Below are 23,642 nucleotides of genomic sequence, written 5' to 3'. Positions count from 1 at the left end.
TTAGTCTAGGCTGTTAGTGGCATGGCTTTTAGTTGTCGTTAAGTCTGTTTCACTAATATTGAGGGGTTCTAAATGCCAAATATCCTCACTGTATTGGCTTATGGTTCTGTCACTTGAAAACATACCACTGGCTGCTGTATTTAAAATACTCATTTGTGTCCAGTAGGTCTGATCTGCGTAAGCTTTATCAACTTCTTTTTGGGCTGCTACATAACTTTCAAAATCGTGAGCAACAAGCCATGGATCGTGCGGGCTCTTAATTGCATTTGTTATGTCGTCAAATAAGCATGGTTCAAATAAATTAAAATGTCCGCTCTCGAGTAATTGCATCACATTCTTTAAATCGCTATTTTGAGATATTAAATGCTCTGGATTATAACGTGATTTAATATCGTCAATTTCGTGCGCTTGTGCGCCAAACAAAAAGAAGTTATCAGCACCAACAGCATCTCTAATTTCAATGTTTGCGCCATCCAGCGTGCCTATTGTCAATGCACCATTCATCATAAATTTCATGTTGCCAGTACCAGACGCTTCTTTGCCTGCGGTAGATACTTGCTCTGAGAGGTCGGTTGCAGGACAAATAACTTCCATTGCGGTTACGTTGTAATTAGGTAAAAATGCGACGCGTAAATATGGTGCAGCTTGAGGGTCTTTATTTATAACCTCTGCCACGTTATTAATAAGCTTAATAATTTTTTTAGCCATGTAATAACCTGGCGCTGCTTTACCACCTAATAGGACACAACGAGGAACAAGTCCTTGGGTATCCCCACGGCGAATACGGTCATATAAATGAATCACATGAAGTATGTTTAATAGCTGACGTTTGTATTCGTGGATACGTTTTACTTGTACGTCAAACATCATTGATACATCAAAATCGATATCGCAGCGCGCCTTAACTAAATCAACTAAACGTTGTTTGTTTTCACGTTTAGCATTTTGCCACTGCTCATGAAATGCCTTGTCGTCATAAAAACGACGTAGGTCACTAATTTTTGAAAAGTTTTTAACCCAATCATGGCCAATTTTTTCACCAATTAATTCACTTAATACTGGATTACAATGCGCAAGCCATCGACGAGGCGTTACACCATTTGTTTTGTTATTAAACTTATCTGGCCACAATGCATAAAATTCTTTAAATAATCCCGCTTTTAACAGTTCAGTATGAAGTGCTGCTACGCCATTTACAGAGTAACTACCTACAATAGCTAAATAAGCCATACGAATTTGCGGCTCATCACCCTCTTCAATCAGTGACAATGCACGTTGCTTTTCAACATCTCCCGGCCATTGCTGTGCAACTTGTGCTAAAAAGCGTGCATTTATCTCGTAAACTATTTCTAAAATGCGTGGTAATAATTTTGAAAACAACGAAACAGACCATTTTTCAAGCGCTTCAGGAAGTAGCGTATGATTTGTATAGGCCATGGTTTTAGTTGTGATTTGCCACGCATCGTTCCAATTTAATTCGTAATCATCAATTAAAATACGCATTAGCTCTGCAACAGCAATACTTGGATGCGTGTCGTTTAACTGAAAAACATGAAAATCAGCAAAGTCACTAAAGCTTTCGCCATGTTGAGAAACCCATTGGTCTACTACGTCTTGAATACTCGACGATGATAAAAAGTATTGTTGGCGTAACCTAAGCTCCTTACCATTTTCGCTGCTGTCATTTGGATACAGCACCATGGTGATCTGTTCGGCTAGATTTTTTTGTGCGACGGCTTCTGAATAACTGCCCGCATTAAATTCGGTTAAATTAAATTCATCTGTTGCCTCTGATTTCCACAGACGTAGTGTATTTACGATATTGTTTTTATAACCTGGGACAGGTACATCGTACGGTACAGCTAATACATCTTGTGAGCCCATCCATTGACGGTGCTCTCTGCCAAATTTATCTGTGTAACTTTGCACATAGCCACCAAACTTCACACGTTTTGCATGCTCTGGTGCGCTTAGCTCCCATGGGTGCCCTTCACGTAGCCAGTTATCTGGTTGCTCAATTTGGTTACCATCTTTAATCGATTGATTAAACATGCCGTATTCGTATCGTAGGCCATAGCCAATAACAGGCAACGCTAAACTAGCACAGCTATCTAAAAAGCAGGCTGCAAGGCGCCCTAGCCCGCCATTTCCTAGGCCAGCGTCGTGCTCGGCGTCTTCAATTGTTTCTATTGTTGTGCAGTACTCTTGTAGTGCTGAGCTTACTTGTTCATCTAAATCTAGATTTAAAACAGCATTACCTAGCGCACGCCCCATCAAAAACTCAAGAGAAAGGTAAGCCGTTTTGCGGCGTTTCTCTTGCTTAATTTGTTGATTCGTTTCTCTGCAGCGGGCCACAAGTCTGTCGCGAATAGTAAGCGCTAATGCGTGATACAAATAATGCTGCGATTCACCAACCTTATCTCGGCCGAGGGTATAATAAAAATGCCGTGTTAAGTCATCTTTAAGCGTACTTTCATCAATAACTGGCCCTTCTTGCCAGCCCTTTACTACACACACTTGATCACTTTGTTTAACCATGACTAACATCCTCTAAATTGGCACTAAAAACCCAACTACTTTGTGCTGAAATTTCAACCATCGCATCTTCATTACTGCTCACAGATGCATTATGTACACTTGATAGAATCATTTGCCACGGCGCATTAATTGGCGATGGGGGCATTTGACAAAAAATTGTTTTTTCACTGGCATTAAATACAATCAGCAATGCATGATTGTTTTGCTTATCAAGTAAGCTATACATTAAAAACTGCCTGGTATCTTCATGCCAGTGAGCATCAGTCATGGTTTTACCTTGTTCGGTAAACCACTTAACGGTAAAACGCTCGTCTATATCATCTAAAAATACACTGTGTTTAAACGCACTGTGCGCACGTCTAATTTTTAATGCATCATCAATAAATCGTGTTAACGAATGATTAAGTTGAGAATCTTTCCAGGCAAGCCAACTAGTGCGATTATTTTGGCAATAAGCATTGTTATTCCCCCCTTGCGAGTGCGCCATTTCGCTGCCAGCGGCAATCATTGGAACACCTTTTGAGAGAATTAAAGTAAGTAAAAAGTTCTTTTGTTGCTGTAAGCGCAGTGCGTTTATTTTAGAGTCGCTGGTAAAACCTTCTACCCCACAGTTAAACGAATGATTTGCACTGTGCCCATCTCGATTTTGCTCGCCATTAGCTTCGTTATGTTTATGCTCATAACTCACTAAATCAGCAAGGGTAAAACCATCATGACTCGTTATGAAATTAATACTATTGAGCGGCCCACGTTGGCTGTGCTCAAAAATATCAAACGATCCATGCAAACGTTTTGCAACGCTTGCAATAATGCCTGTTTCACTTTGCCAAAAACGTCTAATTACATCGCGGTATTGATCGTTCCATTCTCGCCATGGCGGCGGAAATGCACCAAGCTGATAACCACCTGGGCCTATATCCCAAGGCTCGCTTATTAACTTAACTTTGTTAAGCACAGGGTCTTGGGCAACTACTTGTAAAAAAGTATGTGCGGAGCTAAAGCCTGCTTTTGAGCGGCCTAAAATGGTCGCTAAATCAAACCTAAAACCATCAACTCCCATTACTTCAACCCAATAACGAAGGCTATCAAGTACAAGTTGCAGTGTTTTAGGGTGGTCAATATTTATGGTATTACCACAGCCGGTATCGTTTATATATACGTCAGGCTGGCCATCTACTGTGCGGTAATAGGCTAAGTTATCAAAGCCTCTAAGCGATAGTATAGGGCCATCCGCCCCTGCTTCAGCTGTATGGTTGTAAACAACATCTAATATGACTTCTATGTCTGCAGCATGGAACTCTTGCACCATTTGCTTAAACTCGTTTATATCGTCGTTTACCAAATAGTCTTTATGGGGCGTAAAAAAGTTAAGCGTGTTGTAACCCCAGTAGTTTTGCAAACCTTTCCCTGTTAAAAATTGCTCACTAATAAAAGAATGAACAGGCAAAAGCTCAACGGCTGTAACACCAAAGCTTTGTAAGTGTTCAATAAAGCTTGGGTGGCTTAACCCTAAAAACTTTCCTTGTAGAGGTTTAGGTATTTTAGGATGACGACACGTTGTACCTTTCACATGGCACTCATAAATAACCGTGTTTGACCAACGGTGGTTAGGCTTTTTATGCGTATACAACGTAGGAGCCGCTACTTTTGATTTAGGTATATCAATCGCATTATTTACAGTGCTTTTAGTACCGATTGGCATTTGCCCGTAGTGGCGTTCACTCCAAGTAAACTCGCCAAACAAGTCTTTTGCATATGGGTCTATCAGCAGCTTATTTTCGTTAAACAGTTGACCATTTTTAGGGTTATATTCACCCTCAACTCTAAAACCATAAAGCGCACCGGCGTTTAATGGCGAAATATGAATACTCCAAATACCCCCTTCGTTGATGTTCATCGCCATTTTTAGTATTTCTGAATGGCCACTTTTATCAAACAGGCATACATAAGCTTGGCTTGCCCCAGGCGCATAAAGCGCGAAGTTGACCCCATTATCAATAACACTAGAGCCAAGTGGTTCTACATTACCGGGTGCTACATCAAATCGGTTACTCATCATCAACCTTTTGTAAATAAATAGTAGTTAAGCCACCAATGGCAATTGAAATACTGTGTTTAAAACCATGATTTGATTCGTTTATTGCCTGAACTATCAGCGAAGAATCTTTAGTTACCTCAACGCCAGAGCCAAAAAACTGAGTATCGTCTGTATTTACAATGACCTTGTAACGCCCTTTACTCGGTACGCCAATAACGTAGTTTTCATAGGACGCGGGGGTAAAATTAGCAATTACAACCACAAAGTTTTTTGCGTTTTTAGCATAGCGAACAAAGCTTAAAATGCTCTGCTGATTATTATTGTTATCTATCCAGGTAAAACCAGCCGCGCTCGAATCAAGCTCATACAACGCGGGTTGGGTTTTATAAACGGTATTGAGCGCTTTTACGGTGTGCTTTATACCGCTGTGGCTTTGGTGCTCAAGTAAATGCCAATCGATAGAATGATCGTGCCCCCACTCTTTTCGCTGTGCAATTTCACCGCCCATAAATAAGAGTTTTTTACCCGGGTGTGCCCACATAAATGCGTAATAAGCGCGTAAATTTGCAAATTTTTGCCAATCATCGCCTGGCATTTTTTCAATTAACGAGCCTTTACCATGTACTACCTCATCGTGGCTTAATGGCAATATATAGTTTTCGCTAAACGCGTATACCATCGAAAAAGTCATTTCATGATGATGATGCTGACGATATAAAGGGTCGTGCTGTATGTAATGCAAACTATCGTTCATCCAACCCATATTCCACTTATAACCAAAGCCTAAACCGTTGTGCTCAACACTTTGGGTGACACCCGGCCATGCTGTTGACTCCTCAGCCACCATCATAATGCCTGGGTTGTTTTTATAGCTGCGCATATTGACTTGTTTTAGGCACTCAATTGCACCTAAGTTTTCACGCCCACCGTAACAATTAGCAACCCACTCGCCTTCTTTTCGGCTGTAATCTAAATACAACATAGAAGCTACGGCATCTACACGCAGACCATCTAAACCAAATTGATGTAGCCAATACATAGCATTTGATATTAAAAAGCTTTTAACTTCAGGACGGTCGTAGTTATAAATGTAGGTATTCCAATCAGGATGAAACCCTTGGCGTTTATCAGCATGCTCATATAAATGGGTGCCATCAAATCGATGTAAGCCATGCGGATCGCTTGGAAAATGCCCTGGTACCCAATCAAGCAAAATACCTAAATTAGCATTGTGGCACTGCTCTACAAAGTATTTAAAGCTGTTGTAGTCGCCAAAGCGGCTGGTAGGTGCAAATAATCCAACAGGCTGATACCCCCACGAACCATCAAACGGGTATTCACTTATTGGCATAAGTTGCAGGTGAGTAAAATTCATTTCAAGAGCGTAGCTAACGAGTTTATCGGCAAGCTCTGTGTAACTTAAATAGCGGTTGTTTTCAGCGCGTTGCCATGAGCCTAAATGCACTTCGTAAATACTAATTGGTGCATCAATATGGTTACGCTTTTGTCTGTTTTGAAGTGCCTGCTCGCCAAGCTTTATAGGTTCTGGTTTATACTGCAGTACACTTGCAGTGCCAGGTGCTTGTTGCATTTTAAATGCATAGGGGTCGGCTTTTTCGAGCACCTCTCCACTTTGCGCGGTAATTGCAAATTTGTAGCACATGTCAGCTTTAAGGCCTGGTACAAATAACTCCCATACACCACTTGCAGGATGAAAGCGCATAAAGTGGCGATTCGCTTGCCAAAAGTTAAACTCACCAATAATAGAGACACTTGCCGCATTAGGCGCCCATACACAAAAACGTACACCGTCTACGTTTTGTTGAGTACTAAAATGTGCACCAAAATGCGAGTAAGCATGTTCAAGGCTGCCTTCGTTAAATAAATACATTGCCTCTGCATCAAGTGTGCTTTGGAAACTGTATTCATCATAAAAGGTAACGCTGCTATCTGTGTACTGAGCAATGCATTGATATGGCGCAGTGGGCAAAGCATCAACTTTGGCTATAAATAAATCACTTTGCTGGTAGCGTTTCGCCTTAATACTTTTATTATTTAATGTAACACTTACGCTTATTGCACAAGGTAGATAAAAACGAATTTCAACCTCAGCATCCGTTTTATGTGCCCCTAAGAAGCTAAATGGGTCTTTAAATCGCCCTGTATTTAATGCGTGTACTTGTGCATCGTAACTATTTTCATTAGTTGTACTGCTCATTTAACCTTTCCTTATTGAATCGATAGCAGCTAAAAGTGAGGCATTTTTGGTAAAAATTTCTTCACTGGTATGCGTTAATACACGTCGCCAATTAGGATATTCTTTATCTGTCCCGGGGATATTAACCGGATACTTTTGCTCATCTAAGTCATCTATTTGTATTGCAAATAAACGCGATTGAGAGCCTGCTAAACACAATGCAAGTGCGCTATAAACAGTCACAGCTTCACTATGTAATAAAAGCTCAGTTGTATTGCCATGGTGATTAATAAAACGTAGTAACCTTTGTTGCTCTTCTATTCGCTGTTGCTTTAGTTGCTCGTATTCATTGCAAGTTATAAGCTTATATTGTTGCTTAATATCTAAATCATCATGTTGCCACCAGCCTGTAAATGGAGGAACATCGTGATTGGCTATCATTAACAAACAATGTGTTGCTAGCTCATCTACCGATAAAAACTCTCCACTGTGTTGTTTCTCAAAATAAAATAAGCTGTTGGAAAAAATACCGCTAGATGCCAAAGCTTCCCTAACCTCTGGCGGTACGATGCCTAAATCTTCACCAATAACAATACTCTGATTAATATGCGATTCAATTTTTAAAATGGCAAGTAAATGCTCAAACGGATAGTAAACATAACAGCCGTTTTGTTCGCCATTGCTTTCAAAGCACCACCATAGGCGCCTAATAGCCATTACGTGGTCAATTCGAAGCCCACCTACGTTTTGCATGTTTGCGCGAATGAGCGAGCGGTAAAATTGGTAGTGATTATTACTAAGGCTTTGGGGATTGAGGGCTGGGAGGCCCCAATTTTGACCTGCTTCAGCCCATGGATCGGGTGGAGCACCTACACTTGCACCTTGGCTAAACAGCGATTGCTGGTTTTTAAATTCAGCCCCATCGCCAGCACAACCAACAGCTAAGTCGTTTATTAAGCCAATAGCCATGCCTCTTTCTGCGCAACTTTTTTGACACAGTGCCAGTTGCATATGCGCTTGCCATTGCAGGTAATAAGCAAATGTTAGGTTATCTGATTCGAGGGTCTTTAACGTAGTAGAGTGAGCATTACAAAAATCAGTAAACGCTTGGCGACGCTCATCACTTGCCGTTAATTCAAACTGATTATAAAGCGCTTCAAATAACGTATACTTTATACGGCTTACATTTTCATAATCTATAAACTGATCATTACTTTTAATAAGTGCAGCGACATCATCTTGCTGCATAATGGCGTCAAGGTTTTCGTTATTTATTGCGTCTTCGCTTAGTACGATAGAAATATAGAGAGGATTTAATAAAGCGCGACTATTAGGGCTATAAGGACTGGCTCGCTCTGGCATATCAGCAAATAACAAATGCAGTGGATTAAGTAATATATAATCCATGTTTTGGGAGCTGCATAGTTTTGTAAGCGCTAATAAATCGTCAAAGTCGCCAATACCAAAATTCGCTCTATTTTTTAATGTGTAAAGCTGAATAGATAATCCAGTGCGCTTTGTGTCTCCCACTTGATAGACTTGCTCAGGCACGCACCAAATTTGTGTAATAGCGTGTTGCTCACCTACCTGAACATTAGCGTCATGATAGCCAATTGGCATATTATCTATGGGTAATGCCAGCTCAATATAACGAACGCCATGCAAGTAATATTCACCAGTGACAGCCAAGTTATAAAGGTTATCAAATGCTAAATGCATTCCAAGTGAAGGGACATCGATATTAGCGGCTAAATATTGCTGACGTTCATCTATACGAAGCTTTAACAAACATGCAGTTTGCTCAACTAAACTCACACTAGGTACTAAATCAAGCCAAAGCGATGCATCTAAATCATAAGTTAGTTGAGCTATTCCTGCTTCATTATTTGTATCAACACCACAACATTGCAAAGCACGTTTACGCGTTTCTTCGCTAAAAAATACCTGTTCACCTGTATACTTAGTGAATTCAAAGCCAATACCATGCAGGTAAAACAACTGCGAAAGAGCATCCATTGAATCGCCTTAATTAGTGCGTTGAGTATTTACTATGCTGTTTTCTGTGCCAAATGTATTGCCGATATAACCGTCAGCTTGATGGTCGTTATCCCAAATGTCTCCATTAATCAGATAACGAAAGTGAAATTGTTGATCGATAGGTAAGCGTTGCTTAAATTTAAACACACCTTGTTTTTTATAAAGCTTCATTGGCACTGGTTGCCAATCATTAAATTCACCTAATAAGCAAACTTCTTCTGCCTCTGGATGAGAAAATTCAAAAGTAACTTCAGCTTCATCTTTTGTTTTAAAAAAACGTTTATTCAACATAGCAGGCTCCAACTAAACCAAAAAGGGTACTTAATCTTTGCCACAGGCCATACAACTAAACAAAAAGGCGATGTGGATTCCATTCAAAATCATTAAACACGTTGTAAGTTAACCAAAACTTTATTTACGCATTATTACAGTGCAAATAATATTTCAATTACACCAAAAAGGTGCATTAACCTTATGTACAATACGCTTTAAATGATACTTAACATACAGAGCAATATTCAAACCAACAAACTATTAAAAACCTCATTAGTTCAATATATAAATATTTATAGCTGCAAATATCCGAAGAAAATTTAAAATCCTAAATTACTTTTTTTATATTACTTCATCATGGATAATACACACCATTCTAATACTCTGAAATATCATTAATTTCATGTTGAAAAAAACCATTTTAATAACTACCACCATCATTTTTTTAGTTGTAGCTGCATTTATTGGTACCTCAATTTATACCCTATACAGTAAAAAAGAAATTTCAGTTGACCCTAAATTAAAAGAAATATCAGGAATAGAATTTGATAAACAGCAACGTTTATGGGCTATTAACGACGGAGGCAATGAACCAAAGCTATACAGACTCAATAAAGATGGTTCTATTGCTAAAGAAATTTTAGTTGAAAACGCTAAAAACATTGATTGGGAAGACATGACCCAAAACAAATTTGGGCACTTCTTTTTAGGCGATTTTGGCAACAACAAAAACGATCGTAGATGGCTCACTATTTATAAAATAGAAAACCCGATAGATATAAAAACAGATACGACTCAAGCAGAAATAATTAAGTTTACCTACCCCGAAATGGATGGCAGTCCTATAAAGCCCAATAACCGTAATTTTGATTTAGAGGCATTTGTAGCTCTAGGACGTCACTTATATTTATTTACTAAAAACCGCACAGAGCCATTTGACGGTATTACTAAGGTTTATAAAGTGGGCGATCATGCCGCTAATTTTAAAGCAGAGTTAATAGACTCATTTAAAACATGTACCACTTTAGAAAAGCTATGCTGGATAACATCGGCCGCTTTAAGCCCTGATCGTAAAAAACTAATATTACTTGATTCAACCAGTATTTGGCTATTCGAAAATTTTGAGGGTGATAAGTTTTTTTCTGGCGATGTATCAAAAATTGACTTAGGAATAGTAACTCAAAAAGAAGCTATCACTTTTTTTGATGACAATACTATTGTATTTACAGATGAAGAATTTAAAGGTATTGGCGGTAATGCTTATTTTATAAAGCTTGATGAAGCCAAAAAAGAAATTATAAGAAAAAAGCCGACCTCAGAAAAAATACATCCATAATATAATGTTAGCTAAGCTAAAGTTCTAAAGCTTAGCTAACTTATGAAAGGTATCGAGTTAGTTACTCTTTTCGTTTGACGAATGGAGTGCTTTTTCTACATCAACACCTAAAATCAACACTCCAATATGACTATTATTATCATCTAAAACAGGAAAACTTAGCTGTACTTGAAAATGATGTGTTGATGCATCATATGTAACGCTATCAAAGTTATAGTCCTTTGACTGTTTAAATATTTTAGTAAACTTATTCTCATCTCCTTGCCAGTAATCACTGGTTAACTTACTTATTGCTATATTTTTTCCTTGGCTATCAGTCAATATAAGCTCAGTAACAACACCTTTAAACTGCGATTGCCATTTTTTAAATACCTTAGATAACGGTAAATCAAACATAGTTAACCCATCAGCATGCCCAACGTGTTTACTTTCTTTTATCCATAACTGGTCTCGTTTCATAATTTCAGGCTCACTCAAAGGAGACTCATTACTTATTTGAACTTGCTCTATTAAACTAGGTAAGTATAATAAGGTTTTAGCGCTACTGTAGAGCCTATCAAGTATTTGCTTTTCTTCACTTTTTGATAGTGGAAATGGAGCTTGCGCACAAGTATTTATATTTTCATCGAACTGCTGCATAAATTCAGGAAGGCGTTTGATAAGGGAATGCAAAGCAAATAATCCCAAAGGTACATATCTAAAAAATTCTTTTTGGTACTCGTCTTTATTAATCCTTAGCTTAGAGGCTGCTAATTCAAAATCATCTAAATCAAGTAGGATTCTATCAATCCGTTTATGGTGCATTACATTTACTATTTCTTCTAATGAATTTACTTCTACCTCAGCAATAATATTTTGAGTTTTAAACCAATTTGCTTGATAACTTCCTCTTACTGCACCATAAAGCATTTTATTTTTTGGTTTATTAATGCTCTCTGGGTGAGTAAACCAGTACCAGCTTTCTAAAAAAATGGGGGATGATATACGTCCATAAGCTTTCATTTCAGGCATTAAATGGGTTGTGAAATATCCATCTAAGCGCTCTAACTTTACTTCTCTACGAGCACGTAACCATGGCAAGGTTTGTAGCTGGAAAGGAGCTCCCATTTCAAATAAAATACACTCGACTTGGTTGACTGCATTATTAGGTGCTGTGGTGGGTAAGTTTGTCCCAAACTGGAGAGGCTCAGTTAAACCTAACAAAAGAGTAAAAAGATATACGAGCATAATCCATTGCTAAATATTGTACAAATTAAAATAAGTATAGTCATGCTTATAAAAAAGTATAAATTTTCCTTACAAAATTTTTTACCTTATCAATGGCTTCAATATTTGAACCTATGATTTATTGCTATTAACTTATAAAAAGCACGCTTAAACATTTAAATTAATGCATTTATATCTAGGGTCTGTTTATCATTGCGGATAAAAATTTGCTCACACTAGGCGCTATTTAATTGCGGCGCAAGATTTATAACCTAGTGTGCTCGATAACTGCTCCTGCGTTATTCTAATTGCTTATATCCATGTAAGAATAAGTAAAAACCGAGCAATGCTTCCGCGCCCTGCTCACGCACCTACCCTACATCTATGTAGGCCACAAAGAGAAAATAGCGCCTAGGAAGAACCTTTTGGGGGCTGTTAATTTAACCTTGAAGGTTCAACAGACCCTAGCCTTTTTATTATTGACCTAGAGTATACCGAGTGTTCACTTAACGACTAAAACAAAAAACTCACTGACTCTAGCGCTTAAATTTAGTTTCTAAAATAACAGAAGATGTTGTGCGCTCCACCCCATCAAGATTTCCTATATCGTCCAACAAATGACTAAGCTGTTCTAAATTTTGAGCCTGTACCACAGCAATTAAATCAAACTCACCACTTATGGCATATAGCTGTGAAATAGCATCAATTTGCTTAAGCTCAATGTTTGTTTTAGTCGTTAATTTTTGTCTTACTTTTATAGACACATGAGCTGATACCATTTTACTAAGGTAGTCGTCACCGTAATCAACGCTATAGCCTTTAATTACACCGGTTTCTTCTAATTTGAGCATTCGGCTCTGTACTGTTGAACGAGACAAGTCAAGCATTCGCGCAAGATCAGAAATACTCGCTCTTGCATTTGTTTTTAGTACCGAAAGTAGCTTTTCATCTTGTGGAGTTATCATAATGGTAATTTTCTTCGTTATTTTGACTTTTATTTTAATCATTTTTCACAAAATAGCACTGCAATTTTTACTACTAACCTTCGATAATGGCACCTAACAGAAATAATAACGTGTTTGCTGAAGAATAAAGGCTATATTCTTCTTTGAGTTAGCAACTAATCTTTTATCTAAGCCCATTAAATTTAGGTGTAAAAATGCAAGTAACAAGAGACTTATTTAACGACGTAATGGTACCAAACTATAACCCATCAGCAATTATCCCAGTTCGTGGTGAAGGTTCACGCGTTTGGGATCAAAATAACAATGAGTTCATTGATTTTGCCGGTGGTATTGCCGTTAACTGTTTGGGTCACTGTCATCCTGCATTAGTTAAAGCATTAAAAGAGCAAGGCGAAAAAATTTGGCATTTATCAAATGTTATGACCAATGAGCCAGCACTTCGTTTAGCTCAAAAAATGGTTGAAGCAACATTTGCTGATAAAGTTTACTTTGCAAACTCAGGTGCAGAAGCAAACGAAGCAGCCCTCAAGCTAGCGCGTCGTTATGCATTGGACGTATATGGCGCTGAAAAAACGCAAATTATTGCATTTAATAAAGGTTTCCATGGTCGTACATTCTTTACAGTAACCGTTGGCGGGCAAGCGGCTTATTCAGATGGCTTTGGTCCAAAACCTGCGGACATAATACATTGTGATTTTAACGATATAGCTGCATTTGAAGCGCTGATCAGCGATAAAACATGTGCTGTTATGATGGAACCATTACAAGGTGAAGGCGGTATTATTTCACCAACAGATGAATTTGCTAAAAAAGTACGCGAACTTTGTACTAAACATAACGCGTTACTTATTTTTGATGAAGTACAAACGGGTGTTGGTCGCACAGGCGATTTATACGCCTATGAAGGTTTAGGGGTTGTTCCTGACATTTTAACAACGGCAAAAGCATTGGGTGGTGGTTTTCCTATTGGCGCTATGATCACTCGTACACCTATTGCTGAGCATTTAAAAATTGGTACTCACGGCTCTACTTATGGCGGAAACGCACTTGCTTGTGCTGTGGCCGAAGCGGCATTTGATACAGTAAATACACCAGACGTACTAAACGGTGTTAAAGAGCGCGAGCAATTATTCCGTGACGGATTAAACGCAATTAACGAAAAATATAACGTATTTAGCGAAGTACGTGGTAAAGGCTTACTAATTGGCGCAGTACTAAATGACAAATTTGAAGGCCGCGCACGCGACTTTTTAGTAGCCAGTGCTAATAATGGTTTGATGAACCTTGTAGCGGGTATGAATGTAATTCGTTTTACACCGTCTTTAATTATTCCGTTTGAAGATATTAAAGAAGGCTTAGCGCGCTTTGAAAAAGCCGTTAGCGACGTAGTAAACGGTTAATATAGTTTAACTTAGCACGCCTATAGGCGTGCTATTGGAGCAAGCAATAAATGCAAGTATTACGTCCTATTACTGCCAATGATTTTGACGCGCTTAAACAAATAGCGATTGAATCCGGTCATGGGTTTACCTCTTTACCTGTGGACGATACACAGCTTAAAGAAAAAATTGAACGTGCTGAAAAAAGCTTTGCCAAAAACATTAACCAGCCACTTGATGAAAGCTATTTATTTGTTTTAGAAGACAGTGAAACAGGTGACGTTATTGGCACAACCGCTATAGAAGCCGCAGTAGGTTTATCGGTGCCTTTATATCATTATCATTTGGGTAAAACAGTACACCACTCGCCTACTTTAAATGTATATAACACCGTTGATATTTTAAGCATGTGTAACGACTACACTGGTTGCTCAGAAATATGTACATTATTTTTGCGCGAAAATAGCCGCAAAGGCCTAACGGGTCGATTTTTATCTCGTTCACGCTTTTTGTTTATGGCTCAGCACAGCGAGCGTTTTGCCGATACTGTTATCGCAGAAATGCGCGGTGTTAGCGACGAAGACGGTCATTCTCCTTTTTGGCAATGGCTACAAGAGCACTTTTTTAGTATCGAATTTCCACAAGCGGATCACTTAGTTGGCTTAGGCGATAAGGTGTTTATTAGCGAGTTAATGCCTAAATACCCTATTTATGTGAACTTGCTTAGTAAAAAAGCCCAAGCAGTGATTGGCCATGTGCATGAAAAAACAAAACCTGCGCTAAAACTATTAGAAAAGGAAGGTTTTGAGCACAGAGGCTACGTTGACTTATTTGATGCAGGCCCAACAGTTGAAGCAAAGCTTGGTAATATTCGCAGCATTCGCGACTCTCAAGTTTGCCCTGTTACGATTGGCGAGCTTGATCACATATCACAAAATAGCTCTGATACGCTGGCTGTATGTAATCAAGGCGTAAGTGGCTTTAGAGCAACATTTACCAAAGAAGCACACTACAATCATGCAAAACATACCCTCGTCATTAGCCAAGATGTGGCTAAGGCGCTTAATTTAAGCCAAGGAGATGCAGCGCGATTTTTCCGCCTGTAAATAATTTATGAATACACACCTAATTAATAATCAGTGGCATGTGGGACTTGGTCCAGCATTTGAGTCAATCAATCCAAGTAATGGCGATGTGGTATGGCAAGGTAATGGCGCAAACACTGATCAAGTAAATTCAGCTATAAAAGCAGCTAGAGCCGCGCAATTACAATGGGCAGACAAACCACTTAAAGAGCGTATCGCCATTTTAGAAAACTTCGCAGCACAATTAAAAGAACACAGCGAAGAATTTGCTACTATTATTGCACGCGAAACGGGTAAGCCATTATGGGAAACCCGCACCGAAGTGGGCGCAATGACAGGTAAAGTAGCTATATCTGTAAAAGCGTACCATGAGCGTACAGGTACAACCGAAAACCCAATGCCCGGTGCTAAAGCGTTTATTAGACACAAACCGCATGGCGTTGTGGCTATTTTTGGCCCATATAACTTTCCGGGGCATTTACCAAACGGGCATATTGTTCCTGCAATTTTAGCCGGTAATACCGTTGTATTTAAGCCATCAGAATTGACTCCGCACGTTGCAGAATTTACCCTCTCACTTTGGTTAAAAGCAGGTTTGCCCGCGGGTGTTATTAACCTTGTCCAAGGTGAAATTGAAACAGGTAAAGCGCTTGCTTCTCATAAAGATATAGATGGCTTGTTTTTTACCGGTAGCTCAAACACAGGCCACTTATTGCATAAACAGTTTGCAGGACATCCTGGCAAAATTTTAGCACTTGAAATGGGCGGCAATAATCCTCTTATTGTAAAAGATGTGAGCGATATAAGCGCCGCTGTACACGATATTATTCAATCAGGCTTTATTACCTCAGGTCAACGTTGTACGTGTGCACGCCGCTTATTTATTGAAAAATCAGCCAACGGCGATGCCATTTTAGAAAAGCTAATAAGCGCAACTAAAAACATAGTTGTAGACGACAGTTTTGCTACAGAGCAGCCTTTTATGGGTGCAATGATAAGCGAAAAAGCAGCACTGGGTATGGTTGCCGCGCAAAGTGAATTAGTCTCAAAAGGTGCACAAATCCTTGTTGAACTTAAGCAATTAAAACCAGGCACAGGTTTTGTAAGCCCGGGCATTATTGATGTAACAAGCATAACCGATATGCCAGATGAAGAGCATTTTGGGCCGCTAATCAAAGTGTATCGTTACACCGACTTTGACAGCGCAATTATTGAAGCCAACAACACAAGCTTTGGTTTATCTGCAGGTTTACTTAGCGACAGTGAAGATGATTACACTCACTTTTTAAAGCGCATTCGTGCCGGTATTGTTAACTGGAACCGCCCCATTACAGGAGCCTCTAGTGCAGCTCCATTTGGAGGGATTGGCGCCAGTGGTAATCACAGAGCAAGTGCCTATTACGCCGCCGATTATTGCGCATACCCTGTCGCATCTGTGGAGTCAGATAAAGTGAGCTTACCGCAAACCCTAGCGCCGGGCTTAGTAATTGAATAAGCAATAAAACCAAATTTTAGATTTAAGGACTTAACATGCATACTGATGTAAATACATTATTTGAGAACCTTTGGGAAAACTATTTAAACGTAACTCCATCGGCAGATAAAATTCACGACCTTTTAGGGTCAACGCAAAAAGATGACATCATTAACGATCATATTGCGCTGCGTACATTTAATATAGAAAAAGTGGGTCTTGAAAAGCTCGCTGCTCACTTTTTAGCAATTGGTTACAAAGAATGTGGTGAATACCACTTTGAAGCTAAAAAACTCTACGCAAAGCACTACGAGCATAGCGATCCGAATCAACCAAAAGTGTTTATTTCTGAGCTACTAGTAGAAAAATGCTCGCCAGAGTTACAAGCCATCGTGACAGATATGGTAAGTCAAATTGACGAAAGTGCAGTTACAGCAGACAACTTTTTATATTCAGGCACACATTGGCAAGTAAGCACCGATACTTACAAACAACTGCTAGTTGAAAGCGAATATGCAGCGTGGATGTCGGCGTGGGGTTACCGTGCCAATCACTTTACCGTAAATATTAATACGCTTGCTAAGTTTGATAACATTCATGATGTTAACCAAGCCCTAAAAGACGCCGGCTTTTCGCTTAATACGTCAGGCGGTGAAGTTAAAGGCTCACCAGAGGTGTTACTAGAGCAATCGTCAACACTTGCTGATGAATACTCAGTTACCTTTAGTGACGGTGATATGAGCATTCCTAGCTGCTTTTATGAGTTTGCTATTCGTTACCCAAAAGCAGACGGCGAGCTTTATACTGGTTTTGTTGCAGCCTCAGCTGACAAAATATTTGAAAGCACGAACGCTCGATAATTACATTTAAAGTACTTTAATTTAAAAGCCCGTTACGGGCTTTTTTTTATGTCGGTAAGTTATGTTGATTAATTATAAAAATAGCGGTTTATAATCGTTTTCTAACTTTTCAAACGACAAGTCGCCAATAAAACGACCGAAGCTCAACCAAGTTGCCAAACCGCGTAAGTCTTTAAAGTGTGGTGGCACAAATTGTGGGCTCTCTATTACACCTAAATCATGAAGCTGCGATATTAATCTAAAATCATCTATCGATATTTTACCTACCAATAATAAAGGGAGTCTATCTATTCGACCAAGCTGTATTGCAACGCGTATTAAATTATAAACCAGTACAAAGCCTTTAATGTAGGCAATATCTTTTGTAAAAGGCAAACCTGTTGGCGTACTGCCTCTAAATACACGCTGCGCGAGTGTGTAGCTGTCGTCTTTTGATAAACCTTGCGCTACGTAATCACGGTAAATGTCTACAAACTCAGCGCCATCTATTACCTTTGTAACGGCTTGAATACGATTCACTAATTTAGATAAACGCCTTGGAGTTGATTTTAAAGTAATAATTTCGGTTAGTACCGCTAAACCTTCTTGGGTAATAGTAGAGCTTGGCGTACCTTTACTTAAACAGGTTAAATAAGGCTGAGCTAAACCATTTTGAGTGGTACCTACGTGTATCCACCCTTCGTGAACTTCTAAGATATCAAGTTCACGCTGCGAAAACTTAACATCTTGATTAAGCTTTATATTATTAGCACCTGCGGCTGCATCACTGACAATACCATCGCTCAGCATCACCTCTACGTTTATGCCTGCCATACTAGCGGTTACTTGCTCAGACAAAATACGCACTGCATCAACAGCATCAATATTTTTAGGGTCGTCAGGCAGTATGTCGGCTATAAGTAAATTTTGCAGCGGTTTATCTAGCATATTAGCTAGCTCAGAAAGTGAGGGCTCACCGGCATGAAATAAATCTTTAGGGTGACCAAATAACTCCACCGATAAGTCATGAAACTCGGGGGTGCCACGATACTCAAGCATACTTAATACTGTTTTATACTCTGTGCACATTTTTCCCATGTATTGAGCTATGGGATTTAACTGACCCAATTGGTTAATAATGTTACGGTGCAAAGTAGAAAACGCTTGGCGTAACTCGCTAGGTACAAAACCAAGATCGCGCTGTTGATAGTATGCACGATCGATAAGTGGATTTTTTTGACATTTCTGTCTAAAAAACTCCTCTTTAGTTTGTTTATCCCAATTAATAGCATCGAGTATCCTAATAGGCGTTTGCAATGCAATTAATTGATCCGATAACTCACGAGTTTTTAGTAGTAACGCCTTGTCTATCATGGTGTAAGCTCAACAATAAATGAATTTTGAGCATAATTTAAAAAGGCCAAATTACAAAGCAATATCACATTTTTTTAGCTATTGTTTTTAAAATGATCGACCCTCATATCTATATCGTATGAGTTACTAAATAAAAGGTATAAAGCATGAAAAACGAACTCGACAATAAACAGATTTTAGCCGTATATGAACGCATAATTCAAAAAGGTGAAATGACTGATGAAGGCAAACATTATCAGGGAGTTACTGCATATTCAGACGTAGACGGTTACACCGTATATCTACAAGGTAGCGGCGTAGAACTGCGCTTTGGTTTTCATAATACTTACCACCTTGACTACGAGCATGAAAAGCACAAAGACGACTTTTTGAAAAAATTATATAACATTGCAAACGAGAGCTAATGCACCCACGAAAACTAAGACACCGCCCGACCAGCAAGCTCAATACTACTTTTATTAATCAAGTAGTAGAAGAGCTTAAAGCTAATCCAAGTAAAGTCTCTATTATTCAAGACAACCTAGAACAGTACCGTTCTCAAACTCATTTAAAGCGTGGTTTTTTACTGGCTATAGAGCGCTTTGATTGGGTATTTGAAGCAAGCAAAGATATTGATTTCATTTGCCAGCAAATTTTAGCTGATGACTACATTGGCAATAGACTAAGACGTTACCCCCTACTTTTTAAAGGCGTTATTAATAATGCCTAACCTTTCAATACCAAGCGCTTTAAAGCGATAAAACCACAAAGTTTACTCTCCATATAAATTTATTAGAGCACTAAGCAATTGCAGGTTTAGTGTTCTTTTGTATCAAAATAATACTATTAGTACTCTAACTATTATTGTTCTAATGGTTTTTTGACATTTTATTCATTTATTGCTGTAAACAAATCATTACCATTATTAAATTTAAAAATTAAATTCTCAAGCTACTGTTTTAAATAAAATTAAATAAATAAAAACCACATCTTCTTTGTCCTATTAATTGCTCTTTTATTAATGATTAATCTACATTTTGGCATCTAGGTATTTACTTCAGCCTTGAATTGTTAGAGCTATTACCTTAAGCTTATGTTTATTGAACGTTCAATTAATAAAAATTATGCCTAAAGTCGGAATGGAACCTGTCAGACGTCAGCAGCTAATTGACGCAACTATAGAGTCAGTTGCTACTAAGGGACTACAAGGCACAACGATAAACAGCATTAGTAAAAATGCAGGTTTATCATCAGGTATCATTAGCCATTATTTTAATGGTAAGCAGGGGTTAATTGAAGCCACGGTTAGATACTTACTAACAAGCTTAAAGCAAGGCTTAATAAGTAAAGTAAATCATCAAACCACTGCCACTGAGCGTTTAATGTTTATTATCGAGGCCAACTTTGCGCTTGTACAACAGCGTAATGATACAACCCGAACGTGGTTAAGTTTTTGGGCGCAATCGATGCACGATGAAGAATTACACAGACTACAAAACGTAAACAGTAAACGCTTGCAAAGTAATTTAGCATTTTCTTTTAAGCAATTAATGCCTATTGAGCAAGCAAATCAAGCTGCAGAACTTAGCGCCGCAATGATCGATGGCCTATGGTTAAGAGCAGTACTGAGTAAATCAGACAATAATCAGTTTAAACACAGTGAAAAGTTAGCAAAGAGCTATGTACTTTCACTTATCAAGCAATATGGAGCCTAGCGTGACTACACCTGTCTATCAAAATTTTATTAACGGCCATTTTCTTGCAAACCAGAGCGGCAAAACATTTGATGTAACAAACCCAGCAACGGGTGAGGTTATTTACGCAGTAGAAATTGCCGACGAATTTATTCAAAACGCAGCCATTGCCAGTGCAAAGCAAGGTTTTGCACAGTGGTCAGCAATGACACCTATTGAACGTAGTCGTATTTTATTAAAAGCAGTGGCTATTTTACGCGAGCGCAATGATGAGCTAGCACTTGTAGAAGTACTCGACACCGGCAAACCAATGCAAGAAGCTAATTGTGTTGATATTGAAACCGGCGCTGATGTAATTGAATACTTTGCAGGCCTTGCGCCAGCACAAGTAGGCCAACAACAAATGGTTGGTGATGACTTTTACTACACACGTAAAGAGCCATTAGGTATCTGTGCGGGTATAGGTGCATGGAACTACCCACTACAAATTGCATGTTGGAAGTCGGGCCCTGCCCTTGCTGCTGGTAATGCATTTATATTCAAACCATCTGAAGAAACACCACTTGGCGCAATTAAACTTGCAGAAATATTTGTTGAAGCTGGCGTACCTGCAGGTGTGTTTAATGTTGTTCAAGGCGCAGGCGATGTAGGCCAGTGGCTAACGCAGCATAGCGATATTGATAAAGTATCGTTTACGGGTGAAGTAGGCACAGGTAAAAAAGTAGTGGCAAGTGCTGCCGGTACGTTAAAAGATGTCACGATGGAACTAGGTGGTAAATCTCCACTATTAGTATTTGATGATGCCAACATAGAGCAAGCGGTTAGCGCTGCTATGTTAGGTAACTTTTATACGCAAGGCGAAATTTGTACTAACTGTACACGTATTTACGTTCATAAAAATGTATATCAGCAGTTTATTGATGAGCTTAAAGCGCGCACTGAGAAAAACATTATTGCTGGCGACCCACAAGATTTAAATACAAACTTTGGCGCACTTATCTCTAAAAAGCACCAAGAACTAGTAATGAGCTACGTTAATAAAGGCATCGAAGAAGGTGCAACGCTATTAACTGGTGGTACAACGCTTTCACCTGAATCTGCACCTAATGGCTATTTTGTAGCACCGACTGTGTTCATTGATTGCAACGACGATATGACAATCGTTAAAGAAGAAATTTTTGGCCCTGTAATGAGCGTGCTTGTTTTTGACGACGAAGACGATGTTATTGCACGCGCTAACGCAACCCACCTAGGCTTGGCCGCAGGCGTATTTACTAGCGATATTAAACGTGCGCACCGCGTTATCCATAAGTTACAAGCCGGTATTTGTTGGATTAATGCATACGGTAACTCACCTGCTGAAATGCCTGTTGGCGGTTATAAGCAATCGGGTATTGGCCGTGAAAATGGTATACAAACTCTTGATCAATACACGCAAACTAAGTCTATTTATGTTGGTATGGCCGACATAGAAAGCCCATTTTAAGGCGCCCTACTATGAGTAATAATTACGACTATATTATTGTTGGCGCGGGTTCGGCGGGTTGTGTTTTAGCAAACCGTTTATCTGAAGATTCAAGTAACCGCGTGTTACTACTAGAAACTGGCGGTAGTGATAAAAGTATTTTTATAAAAATGCCAACCGCGTTATCTATTCCTATGAATAGTGACAAATATGCATGGCAGTTTCATACGCAGCCTGAGCCTCATTTAGATAACCGTGAGATGCATTGTCCTCGAGGCAAAGTATTAGGTGGTTCGTCATCTATTAATGGCATGGTATACGTACGTGGCCACGCAAAAGATTTTGACGAATGGCAGCAACACGGTGCAAACGGCTGGGATTATCAATCGTGTTTACCGTATTTTCAAAAAGCAGAAAGCTTTTATCTTGGTGAAAATACTTACCGTGGTGGCAAAGGCCCGCTTGGCGTTAATAACGGCAACGAAATGAAAAACCCGCTTTACCGCACCTTTATCAAAGCAGGTGTACAAGCCGGTTACGCGTCTACAGATGATTATAATGCATCGCAGCAAGAGGGTTTTGGCCCAATGCACATGACCGTAAAAGACGGCGTGCGCAGCTCTGCTTCGCGTGAGTATTTAGACCCTGTTAAATCGCGTAGTAATTTAACAATTATTACAGGTGCGCTAGCACAGCGCGTGATTTTAGATGGTAAAAAAGCCACTGGCATTGAATACAAAGTAAATGGCGACGTTAAAACAGCACATGCTGCAAAAGACGTAATATTAAGTGCAGGCCCAATCGGCTCTCCACATATTTTACAACTCTCTGGTATTGGTGATACTCAAGCGCTTGAAAAAGCAGGCGTTGAAGTACAGCATCATCTACCAGGTGTAGGTCAAAACTTACAAGATCATCTTGAGTTTTACTTTCAATACAAGTGTAAGCAACCTATCACGCTTAACGGCAAACTAGGCATTGTTTCAAAAGGGTTGATTGGTGCGCGCTGGTTATTAACGCGTTCGGGTTTAGGTGCAACGAATCATTTTGAATCGTGTGCGTTTATTCGCTCAAAACCAGGTGTTGAATGGCCAGATATTCAATATCACTTTTTACCAGCGGCTATGCGTTACGATGGTAGAAGTGCATTTGCAGGTCATGGTTTTCAGGTACATGTGGGTCATAACAAACCAAAAAGTCGCGGTAGTGTCACTATTGCATCTGCGAACCCTGAGCAACCACCAACCATTTTATTTAATTACCTTGAACACCAAGACGATATTGAAGGCTTTAGAGCGTGCGTTCGCTTAACACGCGACATAATCGAACAAAGTGCCTTTGATGAATACCGCGATGAAGAAATTCAACCAGGTAAACATATTCAAACAGATGAAGAAATAGATGCCTTTGTACGCCAAGCCGTAGAAAGTGCCTACCACCCTTCTTGCTCATGCAAAATGGGTGAAGATGATATGGCCGTTGTTAATTCAAATACGCAAGTACATGGTATTGAAGGACTACGTGTTGTTGACTCATCTATATTCCCAACAGTTCCTAACGGAAACTTGAATGCGCCTACAATTATGGTTGCCGAAAAAGCAGCTGACATAATTTTAGGTAAAGAACCATTACAGAAATCGGATGTGAATGTTGCCATAACAACAAACTGGCAAGAAACACAACGTAGTACGGAGATCTAACTTTAGCCACATGCTTAGGTTTCGTCTCGTCGGGCTAAACCATTGCGTGCCTTGCAGTGGCAC

Annotated in this window: 18 protein-coding genes; 10 read left to right on the top strand and 8 right to left on the bottom strand. The window is 39.3% G+C overall.

Going from position 1 to position 23,642, the window contains the following annotated elements; translation table 11 throughout:
• The 5 genes from H5087_RS03765 to H5087_RS03745 are packed head-to-tail and all read right to left on the bottom strand — an operon-like array spanning position 1 to position 9,101.
• Positions 1-2,538, bottom strand: a complete 2,538-nt coding sequence (locus tag H5087_RS03765) for a glycogen/starch/alpha-glucan phosphorylase (RefSeq protein WP_182671209.1) — start codon at positions 2,536-2,538, stop codon at positions 1-3.
• Positions 2,531-4,594 (bottom strand): glycogen debranching protein GlgX, encoded by a 2,064-nt coding sequence (glgX, locus tag H5087_RS03760; protein ID WP_182193805.1) that lies wholly within the window; start codon positions 4,592-4,594, stop codon positions 2,531-2,533. Before glgX ends, H5087_RS03765 begins: the two co-directional genes overlap by 8 nt.
• Positions 4,587-6,794, bottom strand: coding sequence for a 1,4-alpha-glucan branching protein GlgB (glgB, locus tag H5087_RS03755; protein ID WP_182671208.1), 2,208 nt, complete (start codon positions 6,792-6,794; stop codon positions 4,587-4,589). Before glgB ends, glgX begins: the two co-directional genes overlap by 8 nt.
• Positions 6,795-8,789 (bottom strand): 4-alpha-glucanotransferase, encoded by a 1,995-nt coding sequence (gene malQ, locus H5087_RS03750; RefSeq protein WP_182671207.1) that lies wholly within the window; start codon positions 8,787-8,789, stop codon positions 6,795-6,797.
• 9 nt (positions 8,790-8,798) lie between these two features.
• Positions 8,799-9,101 (bottom strand): isoamylase early set domain-containing protein, encoded by a 303-nt coding sequence (locus H5087_RS03745; RefSeq protein WP_002958606.1) that lies wholly within the window; start codon positions 9,099-9,101, stop codon positions 8,799-8,801.
• Between the two features lie 385 nt (positions 9,102-9,486).
• Here H5087_RS03745 and H5087_RS03740 point away from each other — a divergent pair, with 385 nt between their 5' ends.
• Positions 9,487-10,419, top strand: coding sequence for a hypothetical protein (locus tag H5087_RS03740; protein ID WP_182671206.1), 933 nt, complete (start codon positions 9,487-9,489; stop codon positions 10,417-10,419).
• A 57-nt stretch (positions 10,420-10,476) separates the two neighbouring features.
• Here the strand turns inward: H5087_RS03740 and H5087_RS03735 are convergent, their stop codons facing one another.
• Both H5087_RS03735 and H5087_RS03730 read right to left on the bottom strand, forming a co-directional pair.
• Positions 10,477-11,646, bottom strand: a complete 1,170-nt coding sequence (locus H5087_RS03735; protein WP_182671205.1) for a cellulose-binding family II protein — start codon at positions 11,644-11,646, stop codon at positions 10,477-10,479.
• Positions 11,647-12,161: 515 nt separating this feature from the next.
• Positions 12,162-12,590 (bottom strand): Lrp/AsnC family transcriptional regulator, encoded by a 429-nt coding sequence (locus tag H5087_RS03730; protein WP_002958609.1) that lies wholly within the window; start codon positions 12,588-12,590, stop codon positions 12,162-12,164.
• 194 nt (positions 12,591-12,784) lie between these two features.
• Between H5087_RS03730 and H5087_RS03725 the strand changes: the two genes are divergently transcribed.
• The 4 genes from H5087_RS03725 to H5087_RS03710 are packed head-to-tail and all read left to right on the top strand — an operon-like array spanning position 12,785 to position 17,388.
• Positions 12,785-13,990, top strand: coding sequence for an aspartate aminotransferase family protein (locus tag H5087_RS03725; RefSeq protein ID WP_182671204.1), 1,206 nt, complete (start codon positions 12,785-12,787; stop codon positions 13,988-13,990).
• Between the two features lie 50 nt (positions 13,991-14,040).
• Positions 14,041-15,075: an arginine N-succinyltransferase gene (astA, locus tag H5087_RS03720; protein WP_182671203.1), complete on the top strand. Its 1,035-nt coding sequence runs from the start codon at positions 14,041-14,043 to the stop codon at positions 15,073-15,075.
• 7 nt (positions 15,076-15,082) lie between these two features.
• Positions 15,083-16,549, top strand: coding sequence for a succinylglutamate-semialdehyde dehydrogenase (astD, locus tag H5087_RS03715; protein ID WP_182671202.1), 1,467 nt, complete (start codon positions 15,083-15,085; stop codon positions 16,547-16,549).
• A 35-nt stretch (positions 16,550-16,584) separates the two neighbouring features.
• The gene (locus H5087_RS03710; RefSeq protein WP_182671201.1) at positions 16,585-17,388 is read left to right on the top strand and encodes a DUF1338 domain-containing protein; all 804 of its coding nucleotides are present in this window, start codon (positions 16,585-16,587) and stop codon (positions 17,386-17,388) included.
• Between the two features lie 72 nt (positions 17,389-17,460).
• Here the strand turns inward: H5087_RS03710 and H5087_RS03705 are convergent, their stop codons facing one another.
• Positions 17,461-18,741, bottom strand: coding sequence for a flavohemoglobin expression-modulating QEGLA motif protein (locus H5087_RS03705; RefSeq protein WP_002958615.1), 1,281 nt, complete (start codon positions 18,739-18,741; stop codon positions 17,461-17,463).
• A gap of 146 nt (positions 18,742-18,887) precedes the next feature.
• Here H5087_RS03705 and H5087_RS03700 point away from each other — a divergent pair, with 146 nt between their 5' ends.
• The 5 genes from H5087_RS03700 (at position 18,888) to betA (ending at position 23,579) form a co-directional block, all read left to right on the top strand.
• A complete protein-coding gene (locus H5087_RS03700) occupies positions 18,888-19,145 on the top strand; it encodes a DUF3081 domain-containing protein (RefSeq protein ID WP_008169639.1) in 258 nt (85 codons plus the stop codon).
• Positions 19,145-19,450: a hypothetical protein gene (locus H5087_RS03695; protein ID WP_002958617.1), complete on the top strand. Its 306-nt coding sequence runs from the start codon at positions 19,145-19,147 to the stop codon at positions 19,448-19,450. Before H5087_RS03700 ends, H5087_RS03695 begins: the two co-directional genes overlap by 1 nt.
• 409 nt (positions 19,451-19,859) lie before the next feature.
• A complete protein-coding gene (betI, locus tag H5087_RS03690) occupies positions 19,860-20,435 on the top strand; it encodes a transcriptional regulator BetI (RefSeq protein WP_182671240.1) in 576 nt (191 codons plus the stop codon).
• 1 nt (position 20,436) lies between these two features.
• Positions 20,437-21,900 carry a betaine-aldehyde dehydrogenase gene (gene betB / locus H5087_RS03685; protein ID WP_182671200.1) on the top strand — a complete coding sequence of 488 codons (1,464 nt, stop codon included), beginning with the start codon at positions 20,437-20,439 and terminating at the stop codon, positions 21,898-21,900.
• Positions 21,901-21,911: 11 nt separating this feature from the next.
• Positions 21,912-23,579 carry a choline dehydrogenase gene (gene betA, locus H5087_RS03680; protein ID WP_182671199.1) on the top strand — a complete coding sequence of 556 codons (1,668 nt, stop codon included), beginning with the start codon at positions 21,912-21,914 and terminating at the stop codon, positions 23,577-23,579.
• The last annotated feature ends 63 nt before the right edge of the window (positions 23,580-23,642 follow it).

The sequence above is a fragment of the Pseudoalteromonas sp. SR43-7 genome (genome assembly GCF_014163785.1).
GTDB classification, from domain to species: domain Bacteria; phylum Pseudomonadota; class Gammaproteobacteria; order Enterobacterales; family Alteromonadaceae; genus Pseudoalteromonas; species Pseudoalteromonas distincta.
Note: the sequence above shows the minus strand (reverse complement) of the source record. Positions and strands in the feature narration are given on the sequence as shown.

Coding starts and splice junctions, on each gene's coding strand:
- H5087_RS03765 (WP_182671209.1), bottom strand. CDS start 2,538: ATGGTTAAACAAAGTGATCAAGTGTGTGTAGTAAAGGGCTGGCAAGAA.
- glgX (WP_182193805.1), bottom strand. CDS start 4,594: ATGAGTAACCGATTTGATGTAGCACCCGGTAATGTAGAACCACTTGGC.
- glgB (WP_182671208.1), bottom strand. CDS start 6,794: ATGAGCAGTACAACTAATGAAAATAGTTACGATGCACAAGTACACGCA.
- malQ (WP_182671207.1), bottom strand. CDS start 8,789: ATGGATGCTCTTTCGCAGTTGTTTTACCTGCATGGTATTGGCTTTGAA.
- H5087_RS03745 (WP_002958606.1), bottom strand. CDS start 9,101: ATGTTGAATAAACGTTTTTTTAAAACAAAAGATGAAGCTGAAGTTACT.
- H5087_RS03740 (WP_182671206.1), top strand. CDS start 9,487: ATGTTGAAAAAAACCATTTTAATAACTACCACCATCATTTTTTTAGTT.
- H5087_RS03735 (WP_182671205.1), bottom strand. CDS start 11,646: ATGCTCGTATATCTTTTTACTCTTTTGTTAGGTTTAACTGAGCCTCTC.
- H5087_RS03730 (WP_002958609.1), bottom strand. CDS start 12,590: ATGATAACTCCACAAGATGAAAAGCTACTTTCGGTACTAAAAACAAAT.
- H5087_RS03725 (WP_182671204.1), top strand. CDS start 12,785: ATGCAAGTAACAAGAGACTTATTTAACGACGTAATGGTACCAAACTAT.
- astA (WP_182671203.1), top strand. CDS start 14,041: ATGCAAGTATTACGTCCTATTACTGCCAATGATTTTGACGCGCTTAAA.
- astD (WP_182671202.1), top strand. CDS start 15,083: ATGAATACACACCTAATTAATAATCAGTGGCATGTGGGACTTGGTCCA.
- H5087_RS03710 (WP_182671201.1), top strand. CDS start 16,585: ATGCATACTGATGTAAATACATTATTTGAGAACCTTTGGGAAAACTAT.
- H5087_RS03705 (WP_002958615.1), bottom strand. CDS start 18,741: ATGATAGACAAGGCGTTACTACTAAAAACTCGTGAGTTATCGGATCAA.
- H5087_RS03700 (WP_008169639.1), top strand. CDS start 18,888: ATGAAAAACGAACTCGACAATAAACAGATTTTAGCCGTATATGAACGC.
- H5087_RS03695 (WP_002958617.1), top strand. CDS start 19,145: ATGCACCCACGAAAACTAAGACACCGCCCGACCAGCAAGCTCAATACT.
- betI (WP_182671240.1), top strand. CDS start 19,860: ATGGAACCTGTCAGACGTCAGCAGCTAATTGACGCAACTATAGAGTCA.
- betA (WP_182671199.1), top strand. CDS start 21,912: ATGAGTAATAATTACGACTATATTATTGTTGGCGCGGGTTCGGCGGGT.